General features: G+C 46.7%; 7 protein-coding genes, 1 tRNA gene and 2 rRNA genes. 4 read left to right on the forward strand and 6 right to left on the reverse strand.

Annotated elements, in window-relative coordinates:
- The first annotated feature begins 54 nt into the window (after positions 1–54).
- The 3 genes from purD to L5M10_RS17105 all read left to right on the forward strand — a co-directional run bounded on the left by purD (position 55) and on the right by L5M10_RS17105 (position 5147).
- Positions 55–1353 carry a phosphoribosylamine--glycine ligase gene (gene purD, locus L5M10_RS17095; RefSeq protein ID WP_263255657.1) on the forward strand — a complete coding sequence of 433 codons (1299 nt, stop codon included), beginning with the start codon at positions 55–57 and terminating at the stop codon, positions 1351–1353.
- A 177-nt stretch (positions 1354–1530) separates the two neighbouring features.
- Positions 1531–4761: an ImpA family metalloprotease gene (locus L5M10_RS17100; RefSeq protein ID WP_263255658.1), complete on the forward strand. Its 3231-nt coding sequence runs from the start codon at positions 1531–1533 to the stop codon at positions 4759–4761.
- 158 nt (positions 4762–4919) lie between these two features.
- Positions 4920–5147 carry a hypothetical protein gene (locus L5M10_RS17105; RefSeq protein WP_105250390.1) on the forward strand — a complete coding sequence of 76 codons (228 nt, stop codon included), beginning with the start codon at positions 4920–4922 and terminating at the stop codon, positions 5145–5147.
- Between the two features lie 18 nt (positions 5148–5165).
- On the opposite strand, the gene L5M10_RS17110 is transcribed toward L5M10_RS17105, so the two are convergent.
- The 3 genes from L5M10_RS17110 to hemE all read right to left on the reverse strand — a co-directional run bounded on the left by L5M10_RS17110 (position 5166) and on the right by hemE (position 10095).
- Positions 5166–5969, reverse strand: coding sequence for an SDR family oxidoreductase (locus L5M10_RS17110; protein WP_168827793.1), 804 nt, complete (start codon positions 5967–5969; stop codon positions 5166–5168).
- 75 nt (positions 5970–6044) lie between these two features.
- Positions 6045–8624, reverse strand: a complete 2580-nt coding sequence (locus L5M10_RS17115) for a putative bifunctional diguanylate cyclase/phosphodiesterase (RefSeq protein ID WP_263255659.1) — start codon at positions 8622–8624, stop codon at positions 6045–6047.
- A 406-nt stretch (positions 8625–9030) separates the two neighbouring features.
- Positions 9031–10095 (reverse strand): uroporphyrinogen decarboxylase, encoded by a 1065-nt coding sequence (gene hemE, locus L5M10_RS17120; RefSeq protein ID WP_006079904.1) that lies wholly within the window; start codon positions 10093–10095, stop codon positions 9031–9033.
- A gap of 457 nt (positions 10096–10552) precedes the next feature.
- Here hemE and rsd point away from each other — a divergent pair, with 457 nt between their 5' ends.
- A complete protein-coding gene (gene rsd / locus L5M10_RS17125) occupies positions 10553–11032 on the forward strand; it encodes a sigma D regulator (RefSeq protein WP_105250394.1) in 480 nt (159 codons plus the stop codon).
- Between the two features lie 495 nt (positions 11033–11527).
- On the opposite strand, the gene L5M10_RS17130 is transcribed toward rsd, so the two are convergent.
- The 3 genes from L5M10_RS17130 to L5M10_RS17140 form a co-directional block, all read right to left on the reverse strand.
- Positions 11528–11604: transfer RNA gene (locus tag L5M10_RS17130), tRNA-Asp, on the reverse strand.
- 36 nt (positions 11605–11640) lie between these two features.
- Positions 11641–11756: ribosomal RNA gene (gene rrf / locus L5M10_RS17135) — 5S ribosomal RNA — on the reverse strand.
- Positions 11757–11892: 136 nt separating this feature from the next.
- Positions 11893–12122: ribosomal RNA gene (locus tag L5M10_RS17140) — 23S ribosomal RNA — on the reverse strand; the annotation flags it as partial.

Raw genomic sequence — 12122 nt, forward strand, 5'->3', positions numbered from 1 at the left:
ACTTGGCCCTAGCGATTAGGGCCTTTTCCTTTGCGATGTGTGGGAGTTTTAACCATGAAAGTGTTAATCATTGGTGGCGGCGGCCGCGAACATGCCCTAGCTTGGAAAGCCGCTCAATCGGCTCAAGTTGATACCGTTTATGTAGCACCCGGCAATGCGGGCACAGCCCTAGAACCTAATGTTGAAAATCTGGCGATCAGCGCCACCGACATCCCTGCTCTGCTCGATTTTGCGAAAACTAATAAGATTGAACTGACCATAGTCGGCCCAGAAGCACCACTCGTTATCGGTGTCGTCGATGCCTTCAACGCCGCAGGTTTAGCGATTTTTGGCCCTACTAAAGCCGCAGCCCAACTCGAAGGTTCAAAAGCCTTCACTAAAGACTTTTTAGCCCGCCACAATATTCCTACGGCGGGTTATAAAAACTGCACTGAAATCAGCGATGCCAAAGCTTTCGTGCGTGAATTAACGGCCACAACAGGTTATCCAGTGGTCATCAAAGCTGACGGTTTAGCCGCAGGTAAAGGCGTGATTATCGCGCAAGACCAAGCTGAAGCCGATGCCGCAATTGATGACATGCTCGCCGGTAACAAATTTGGCGAAGCGGGTTCACGCGTAGTGATTGAAGAGTTTCTCAAGGGCGAAGAAGCTAGCTTTATCGTGATGGTAGATGGTAAAAACATTCTGCCAATGGCCACCAGCCAAGACCATAAAGCCCGCGATAACGGCGATTACGGCCCAAATACTGGCGGCATGGGCGCTTACTCGCCAGCACCTGTGGTAACTCAAGCGGTACACGATTGGACTGTGGCGAACGTCATTCGCCCAACGGTTGATGGTATGGCGGCAGAAGGCAATATCTACACGGGCTTCCTGTATGCGGGTTTGATGATATCACCCGATGGCAGCGCCAAAGTGCTCGAGTACAACTGCCGCTTCGGCGATCCAGAAACTCAGCCAATCATGATGCGGTTAAAGTCTGACTTAGTGGAACTCTGTTTAGCCGCCACCCGTGGCGAGTTAGATAAAGTGACCGCTGAATACGACGAGCGCGCAGCAGTGGGCGTAGTATTAGCCGCTGGCGGTTACCCAGATGAGTATCGCAAATTTGATGTGATTGACGGTCTCTGCCTTGGCGATAACGACGGTAAAGTATTCCATGCGGGCACTGAGATGAAAGACGGCCACGTCGTTACCAACGGCGGTCGCGTATTGTGTGCGACGGCATTGGGTAACACAGTCACCGAAGCGCAAAAAGCCGCCTATAAATTGGTTGATGAAATCCACTGGGATGATGTGTATTTCCGTACCGATATTGGTTATCGCGCAATCGCACGTGAACAGCAAGATTAATTAATATCTCTATTAAAAAACCGGCAATAAGCCGGTTTTTTTGTGCCTGTTTTTTGACGCGCGTAAAATATAAAATCATGATTTTCAATAAAATTATGTAATTAACTCTATTGAAAACAGGAGCAACAAGATACAATGTCAACCAAATGTTAAATACACAAAGATCAAGGACTCCCCATGAGGATTAGACTACTTTATGCCTCCATTGCCATACTGCTTAGCGGATGCGGTGGCGGCTCAGAAGATGCTGGAACGACCACACCACCCACTCAGCCGCCAGTCCAACCTCCCGCGCTGGTACAATACACCGCCAACAGCCTATCGGTAATAGGTGGCGCACTGAGTCCAAGCAGCCAAAAAGTGGAGTCTGGCAAAAGCGCTATTTTTAGCATTACTGCCGATACCGGCTTTACGCTTGAGGGCATTACTGGCTGTGGTGGCACGCTCAATGTGCTGACTTACACCACTGCGTCCATGACGGCCGATTGCACTATCACGCCGACATTTATCAGTAATGCCGAAAATGCCATTAAATACCAAGACCACAGGCTTGCCAGTGCGAGTGAGTTAATTGATTTCAGCATCGCCGAACTCGCTAATATCGACATCAAACGTAAAGCCCAGATAAATCAGCTATATCAAGGTGTCGGTAGCAGCATCTCTTGGCATCCAACCCATGACTCAATTACCTTTTCGAGCTTTATGCCGGAGAACACTTTCACTGTCTTGCCATCAAATGTCGATGGCAGTGGGGCGAGCGCCGTTCGTGGGTTAGTGATGGCGGGCGAGCAACAGGGGCAAAGATATGCGGCCATGGGAGGAAATCTATTTTCTGTCAACACTTCAGCTCAAACCGATGTTTTACTGAAAAACCTTTTAGGCTGGCTGACCAAAAGTGCCGATAAAACCGACGGCCTCAGCATAGTGACCGCCCAAATGCCGAGCAAGGCTGACAGTTGGTACTTTCCCCATAATGAAGGGATCCGCACTTGGCTCACAAACAACTACCCCGCAGCCCATAGCATTAATACAGCAAATACCTGTGACTACAGCGAGTTAAGCAACTGTATCAACACACTGAAACCAGATCTAATTATCATTAGTGACATAGACCGTCAGTCACTCGGTTTTGCAGGTATAAAAGCCGCGATCGCTCAGGCCAAAGCGGCAGGAATTCCCTTGTTGCTCTCTAACTACTGGCGTAATGAAAGCCCAATACTGTCGCCACTTTACCTTGAGATGGGGCTTTCTACCTCTGGCAATTACTGGTCAAAACTCAATACCAATAACCTCAGTGTGACCGACATTTTGGTCGAAGACACCGCCCTGGCCAAGGTGAATAATCTGCTCGGTAAGCTTAACGAAGGCCGCTTCGACACCTCAGTACTCAACGACTGCGGCGGTAATTACTTGAGCTGTAATACTGCCGCCTTTGTTGACTCATTCAAGGCGGGTGCCGATTGGTATCGAGCCAATGCTGAAACCTTAGATAACCATGCTATCGATGTGTTTACCAAAGCAGACTTCCCCTTGATGAAAGCCGGACTGATGCTCGCCGATAAGTATCGCAGCGAGATTGACTATCCCATAGCCTACAGCGAATATGCCCAGTGGCAGCAGGCCCTGTTTGCCGATTGGACCGTCAGCTATGCCCGTAGCCATAACTTAGCCCAGCCAGATTTAGGTGAATATGTTACCGACAGAGCCAACCTCAGCAAGGGCAGCAATGCGCACTACGCTTATCCTGCGACAGTCACAGAACATAAAACCATTAGCGTGCCCTATGCAGGCCAATGGACGACCACGGGCTGGTATGCGCTGCCAGGACAAACCATTAAACTGACTCGTCTCGATAGCAGCGCTGCGAATGTGGAGATCAAACTCAACTACCACAGACGCAATACCAACCGTGCCTATGAGCAGAAAATCTACCGCGGTCCATTGGAGTTGGCGCAGCAACGCCTGCGCTTAGCTCAAGGACAAAGTCTTGAATTTTCTTCCCCCTACGGCGGGCCGATTTATCTGTATATCGATACTTCGAGTGCTGATGGCGGCGCGTTAAGTGTCGAAGTCAGCGCTGAGCATGTGGCTAAACATCCGACCATTATGGATTTTTCAAACCCTGCAGAAATAGCAACCTTTAACGATCGCATCCAAAATACCGAATTACCCCATGTGGACTTACGTACCGATGGTGCCGAGCAGCATCTGCGTCGCGACCGCTTTTTAAACGCCATCGGCGGGGATGTACCCGATGTAAACGCGCTACTCAAAAGTATTGTCGATGACCATATCAACAGCGTTTACACCCTTGCGGGACTTAAGATCCAAGGCAAGAGCTTAAGTGAATCCTTACCCGCCGATGTGCTAGCGGCCTGCAAAGGACTGTTTGGCGACGACTGTATCGATAATAGTCTGCATACCCGCACTATCATTCAACACGCGAATTATGACCAAAATGCCCAGTGCGGTGGAGGTTGTAGCGGTAACCCTTGGGACGCAGCATGGAATATCGACCCAACGGGTTGGGGTGATAACCATGAGTTAGGCCACAATCTGCAAACTAACCGTCTCAATGTGCAATATGCTGCGGCAAGTGATCATGATAACTGGGCAGGTTATGGCAGCCGCGCAGGGGAAAACTCCAATAATATCTTCCCCTATGTGGTGAAGTGGAAAACCCATTATCTGCGCGACGGCAATACAGGCACAGTGACCGATGGTCACATGAACCACAAGGATCTCTTTTATGTGTTTATGTCCGATGCCGCAGGTACAACAGACACCAGTGGTAAACGCGTAGTGTTTGGCGCTAATTGTAAGGTGCTCGATGCTGGTGAAGACAGATACACTGCGCCTTGGGCCAGCAATGCTTATGCAGTGCATAACGGTTATCGCATGGCGTTTTACATCCAAATGGCGCTTAAGGCTCACGGCATGACGCTCAGTGACGGCACCACTCTGAACAATGGCTTTAATCTCTTTACCTTGCTGTATCAACACAGTCGTATTTTCGGTAAATATGCGAATAACGCCAGTGATTGGGAAGCGAATCGTAGCAAACTGGGCTTTGGCCAATTTTCGTTTGAAGGCAATAGTGTCTACGGTGGCAAAACGGTGAAAGATATTCCGGGCAACGACTTTATGCTGGTGTCTTTGAGTAAACTCACAGGCAAAGATTGGCGCAGCCATTTCGATATGTTAGGCCTACACTACTCAAGCCTTGCGGCCTCGCAAACTGCCGCCAATGCCACATCAGGGGCTATCCCCATGGGCATGTATGAGTTAGAAACCGACTTGCCACCCGCCAATATGAGCCAAGGTTTGACCTTTGTGCCCCTGTCACTCACTGATGGCACTACACAGTGGAAAGGCGTGGGTTCGCCAACCCAGTGCACCAAACCATAAGTGTGCTAAACCTTAATCTCGCTAAGATCATAAACCTCGCTCTGGCGGGGTTTATGTTTGCCTGAAAATGTGATGTAAAGCACATACCTAGGTTCAGATGACGTGCACCATCTAGCTTCTTATATTTTTAACAATCATGAAATTAATGGGGTAAATATATGGGTTATTCGATAAAAGATCTTATTTATCAAGGTGAAAAATCAGGCGTGCATAACTGGCAAACCCTAGAAGGAGCCAGCTTTTACTGGCATCCAGATTGGTTTCATATTGCAGAGGATATGACGGGCCATAACGCGACTGTGACTATCGATATCGATGGGGACAAAGCGACTCAAAGTGAAGCTGAACAATCCATCATTAAGCATCTCAATAAGAGTGGCAAATAGCTTGTAGTGGCAAAGACTTTAGTGCCCGGAGGCGATCGCCCTGCGGGCAATTTTGTCGATTAAGCCTGGCGCGATCAGCTTAAGCCAACGCCCCAAACGACCGCGAAGTGAAGTAATCAGTTGACGGCCTCGAGTTGCAATCACTGGCAACATCATATTAGCGCATTGCTCAGCCGTCAGTATCTTAGCTTCCTGCATCGGAGATTTACCTAAAGGATGACCTGCACCATCGAGGGCACGTTTGTGAATTTGTGACACTACAAAATCGGGGCAAATAACAGTTACGGCCACATTATCATCCACTAATTCAATCCGCAAAGAATCGAAAAAACCAATCACAGCATGTTTAGAAGCGGCATAACCGCTGCGAGTAGGAACGCCCGTTAATCCAGCGACTGACGCCACAACCACCACTTGGCCTTTACTGGCTTTCAAGTGCGGTAACGCGGCATGGGTTAAATACGCAGGACCAAGATAATTCACCCGCATTATGTCTTCAAGCACCGAGAGCTGAGTCAGTTCATCAAAACGTGACCACATAGTCATGCCAGCATTGTTAATCAAAATATCGAGATGGCCATAATGCGCAACTGCAGCTTCAACTAAGGCTTCACACTGTTCTGGGCTGGAGACATCGGCGGCAAATACAAAAGGAGGCGGACCATAATTAGCGATTTCTAAAGCGAGTGAGGCGAGACGTGTTTCATTACGCGCACTGAGCACTAGTTGGCAGCCCATTCGCGCCATTGCCACTGCGAGCGCCCGACCAATACCTTCTGAGGCACCCGTGATGATCACGACCTTGCCAGTGAGTCCATCCATAGTCATTCCTTTGTTATCGCCATGTTAATTACGCCTTTTGCTAAATTGGCATAATCACGCTAAAAGCGCAATCCTTCACGCGCGTTGTGCAAGCCTCATCTCGTATTGCTCACGATAATTAGCTAAGGGTTGCGGGCGCCCTATCGCATAACCTTGCGCATAGTTAATGCCTATGCTCAACAACCTGTCAATAATATCCTGATTCTCAACAAATTCAGCAACAGTCTCGATTCCCATAACCCGACAAACATCCTGAATCGATTTAACGATGGCGTAGTCTTTAGCATTCACGGCGAGGTTCTTAATAAAACAGCCGTCGATTTTGACATAATCCACCGGCAGCTCACGCAGATAACCATAAGAGGCAAAACCACTGCCAAAATCATCCAGTGCAAATGAAAAACCGAGTTTACGTAACTGCTTCAACATTTCCATACCACGATTGCGATTTTGGATCGCGGTGGTTTCAGTAATTTCAAAACAAATACATTGGCTTGGAATATCAAAAATGTGTTGCTGCTGGGCGATATATTCCACCATACCTTCGGCACCTAAACTATTGCCCGAAAGGTTGATCGAAATACAATGATCAGGCCAAAGCACGGGGTTCAAAGACAACCATAAAAAAGCTTTGCGGATGACTTCTTTATCGATATCTGGCATCAACTTAAAACGTTCAGCGGCGGCTATAAACTGCGCAGGCGCCAAAATGCGGCCACAGGGCTCTTGAATTCGTAGCAGGATTTCCATTCGTTGTCGCTGCGGACCACTGCCTAGTCCGCGGATCGGTTGGTAATACAGAATCAACTCATTTTCTTCAATCGCTTGCGCAATACGTACCGCCCATTTAGGCGCATTTCTTTGGTAGGTGAGCTCTTTATCTTTATCATCGTAAAAATGAATTTGATTAGCCCCCTTAGCTTTAGCGGCAATGCAGGCAATGTCCGCGTCTTTCAATAATTCTTGAGCATCAATATAGGGCGCACGACCAAAAGCGACACCTATGCTGAGGCCAACTTTATAATTACAGTTTTTATCGTTCAACACTTGCATGGAGACTTGCGCGATCATTTGCTTCAGTAATTGCGCCACAGATAAGGCACTACGATTACAAATCACTAAACCAAACTCATCGCCACCAAGGCGCGCCAATAACTCCTGTGGCCCAAGACAAGCCTGCATGGCCTTAGCCACCATAGCAAGCATACGATCGCCTGCAGTATGGCCACAACTGTCGTTAATTAACTTGAATTGCTCCAAATCGAGATAACAAACGGCGATGGTTTTAGCAGAGGCGGCAAATTGGGGTAACTGCTCATCAAATGCCTGACGGTTTAGCAGCCCTGTAATGCTATCGAAATTTGCCCTTTTTTGTAGCTGGTGTTTAAGCAACTCTTCTTGAGTGATATCCCGCAATACCACGACAGTACCAACAATTTCTTTATCGTGATTGCGCAGATTGCTGATACTGCGCTCCATAATCCGAGGCGAAGCAGTTAATAGCTTGATTTTCTCGACCTGCGGTGCTGATTCTTCGAGACGAATGCAGGTAAAAACCGCCTGATTCAACTGCTCCCCAGCCTTTAACAGACTCGCAAGGCTCTGACCTATGGCATAGCAACTGGCGACATCGAGAAGCAACTCGGCCCGCGGATTCATATAAATCACGTTGGCATCGACATCGGTCAAAATCACCGCTTCAGCAATGGATTCTAAGGTGATTTTCGCGCGTTCTTTTTGCTGATAAATTCTTGCCAGCAAGCTATTAACACGGCTGGCGAGCACTTCTAATTCTTCATTACCCTCGCTTGTAACGGGTTGATATACACTGGACATAGGATCGACCAGCGCCAATTGATGCATCAGATTTTTAAAGGGTTTGAGTAAGCCCGAACGCAGCCAAATATAACCAAGGCCAACAATAAACACACCAAAGAGAATAAATCCGAGCGATACCCAATCGAGTTGAAATTTAACCTCTCTAAAGGGACCATCGGAAAACAGTACTTGCAGGTAGACAGGCTTATCTTTTAACAGGCTTGGAATGGTTATCGCGTCACTGTGCACACCATCAACTGTTGGCGTAACGTCGCGAGAATGGCTCATGCTCACCTTAGTCACCAATAAGGCCTGAGCATATTCCAGTAAGTCTTTATCAGTCAGTTGGCGTACCAGCAGCACAGATTCATTGGGCGCAGAAGCCACGGAAGTAACGACATAAGCATACTTGCCCATCAAATAAGCGCCAGCAACACTGGGCTTGTCGGCACTGACAATAGCACTGGCGATTTCTCGTAACTTATCATTCTCAAAGGGACGTTCATTGGGGAAAAAAGGGTGCAATTCACCCTGCCGTAGAATATACCAACTCAGATTGGCTGACATTGAGCTATCGCGCCACGAGGATTCAAGCTTTTTAAGTTGGTCTTCATCTAATTGAGACAAAGGTAAGGCATAGATATTAGTGAGAAAGGTTAAGCGATCGACATCAATTTGAAACTGCAGCTGGATATTGGCAAGCTCACGGTTAGCACTATCTTGACGTAATAGCTCGACACGGTGGTCGTACCAATAACCAAGACAATAGGAGACAATTACCACCGCAGGGAGACAAAAGCCCGCAATAAATACCATTATTTTCTTGCCAATGTGCATCTCTTACCACGGCTTGTTATGACTAAATTGATTGACGGCCTTGCATAATCCTTCACTGCGCCATGCAACATATCTCATTTGCGAATAGTATTAAACATCACTTCGCTTTAGTCGTTGCTAAAGTAGACATTTTCATGCAATTAAATCAATTTTATACCTTTGATTTAAATTAAAATTTATAAATTAAACGATTATAAATTTTACTTTTTTATCAAGATAATTCACACATAATCAGTATGTGAATATAGGGAATTCAAGTCGTTGTTTAAAATTAAGCTAGCAGACGATAGAAACCACCGCATACGCTAATCCATAAAGATACCTTCGCCAGAAGCTCCAACGCTATCAAATTCAAATGTCGGATATAAAACAGGCCCGCAAGCGGGCCTGTTTCGCAAACCAAAAATTACTTATGGTATTGCTTTGATTGTGCATGAACCGCCTTGATAAAGGCGCCAGCATGTTCTGGATCGACATGCTGATGAATACCATGGCCTAGGTTAAATACATGGCCAGTACCTTCACCATAACCCGCTAGAATATGGCCAACTTCCTCTTCGATACGTGGAATTGGCGCATACAACATGGATGGGTCCATGTTGCCTTGCAATGCCACTTTATGGCCTACACGACGACGGGCATCGGCAATGTCTACCGTCCAATCCAAACCTAGTGCATCACAGCCAGTTTCTGCCATCGCTTCTAGCCACAAACCACCGCCTTTAGTAAACAGAGTCACAGGCACTTTACGGCCATCGGCAAAGCGTGTCAGACCATCAATAATCTTCTGCATATAACGCAAAGAGAACTCACGGTAAGCAGAGTGCGATAACGCGCCGCCCCATGAGTCAAAAATCATCAAAGATTGTGCACCATTCGCGACTTGAGCATTCAGGTATAAGATCACTGAATCGGCTAATTTATCTAACAGCATGTGTAATGCCATTGGCTCAGCGTAAGCCATCTTCTTAATTTTTTCGAAGGTTTTGCTCGAACCACCTTCAACCATATAAGTAGCTAAGGTCCAAGGTGAACCAGAAAAGCCAATTAACGGCACTGCGCCATTCAGTTCACGGCGAATAGTGCTAACGGCTTTCATCACATAACCCAGCTCATCTTCTGGATCTGGAATTGATAGCTTTTTGATCGCATCGATAGTGTCTGTTGGGCGCTCGAAACGTGGGCCTTCACCCGCCTCAAAATACAAACCTAAACCCATAGCATCGGGCACAGTTAGGATATCGGAAAACAAAATCGCCGCATCGAGATCATAACGACGTAAAGGTTGCAGCGTGACTTCACAGGCAAGCTCATGATTTTTACACAAAGACATGAAGTCACCCGCTTGAGCGCGAGTAGCTTTATATTCAGGAAGATAACGGCCAGCTTGACGCATCATCCACACAGGGGTCACATCGACAGGCTCTTTTAGTAGGGCGCGTAAATAACGATCATTCTTTAATTCTGCCATTGGGCTTGGTTCCTAGTCTTATTGAGATCCGCTGGGTCGGTAGTTTAGCATTTACGCGAATAATGTAACCTTTATGTGCAAATTTATGTGAGCTATTCCCCATCATTGGCGTCGATTTGACCGCATAAACCGGAAAATGTTATCCAGCTAACATACTGCTCATTTATTCGTAACGAAGTCACACTCAGACAGAAAAAAGTTGCGCCGGTTCCCCGCCTTTGGTATAAAAAGTCTGCGCTAGCAAGAACAATCAAGAAGCTCGTCGCATCGAGCCTGCTATAAACTTTACTCGCCCAACGATAGGTTTCTATCGTTGGGCTTTTTATTTGCATTTTTCGATACGAAACAGCTGGTTTGTCCATTTCGTCATTCTCGCAAATTCGCATGAAAAGAGTTGATCGATTAGCAACTTGTCCCTACATTAGAGTTATGTGCTGGCACTTAAATGGAATGCATCATGCTGAGAGAACTCGAAAAAGCAGAACAGAAGTGGGGCGGTTCAAATAAGCTTATTGATCAATGGCTAAAAAACCGTCGAAAACTGTTAGTGCATTACTGCCAAATTGCTGGGCTTCCTCCTTACGGTAAATCAGAAAAATCGCTTCCCTCGTTCGAACATGTTAAATCTTTCTGTGACTTATTAGTTGACTATGTCTCCGAAGGACATTTCGAGGTCTATGATAAAGTCGTTAATGCCTGCAGTGAATATGGCGAATCAAGCAAAACGCTCGCGCAACAAGTATTGCCCAAAATCACGCCAACCACGAATGCAGCATTAGATTTCAACGATAAATATGCGGAAACACAAGACGATTTCGTATTATATCAACTCGATAAAGACCTATCTGAGCTCGCCCATAACATGGAAACACGCTTCGAACTCGAAGATGAACTACTTGAAGTTCTCCATCGCAAACATTCTGAGCACAACCAGTAGTCCTCCTTCATAAGCGCACCTTACGGCATCTGTGCGCTTATCTATCTTTTCCCTCAATCGTTTTGAAAATGAAGTAGCATGGCTTTGGGCGACTACAAGAACACGTCCTAGTGCCATTAGACAGCAACCGTTTGAATCAAATTGAATCCGATAGAGCAGACGTAGTCATGGCCAAGGCAGCACACATTGGCAAATCGTTGTTTCAATAGGTATGGCGATATTGTTATGTAATGCTCGATAGCATTAATGTCTTGAGGAGCCACAGAAGATGACTCAGTTGGGCTTTCGGGAATGGATAAACTTTGCTAATTAATAGAATAGGTTTAGCTTTAAAACAAAAAATTCATATTCTGGTAAGGATGTCATCTACATGATAGCCGAGTATGAGGATAACCATGTGCTTCGAGCTCGAAGCATGTGCGTCACTGACACGAATTATCCACGACGCCATAACGAAAAAAGCCTCATCTTTCGATGAGGCTTATCTCTTAATGTTGGCGGAGCGGACGGGACTCGAACCCGCGACCCCCGGCGTGACAGGCCGGTATTCTAACCAACTGAACTACCGCTCCTTTAGCTTAACGTCTACATGTTAACCTAAATTAGGCGCTTGGCGATGACCTACTCTCACATGGGGAGACCCCACACTACCATCGGCGCGTTTGCGTTTCACTTCTGAGTTCGGGATGGGATCAGGTGGTTCCACAAGGCTATTGTCACCAAGCAAATTCTGTTTATTACCGTGTCCATCTCTGGACCACGTTAATAATAATTCGGAAAGCTGATTTGCTTTTTGAGTCCACACTTCATTAAGTGTTTATATTCTGTCTAAGGCTGCTTATAAAACCCATCTGGGTTGTATGGTTAAGCCTCTCGAGTCATTAGTACATGTTAGCTCAACGCCTCACAACGCTTACACACCATGCCTATCAACGTCCTAGTCTCGAACGGCTCTTTAGAGGAATTAAATTCCTAGGGATGACTCATCTTAGGGCTCGCTTCCCGCTTAGATGCTTTCAGCGGTTATCGATTCCGAACGTAGCTACCGGGCAATGCCATTGGCATGACAACCCGAACACCAGCGGTTCGT

The organism is Shewanella sp. SM32 (assembly GCF_025654235.1).
Lineage (GTDB): Bacteria > Pseudomonadota > Gammaproteobacteria > Enterobacterales > Shewanellaceae > Shewanella > Shewanella oncorhynchi.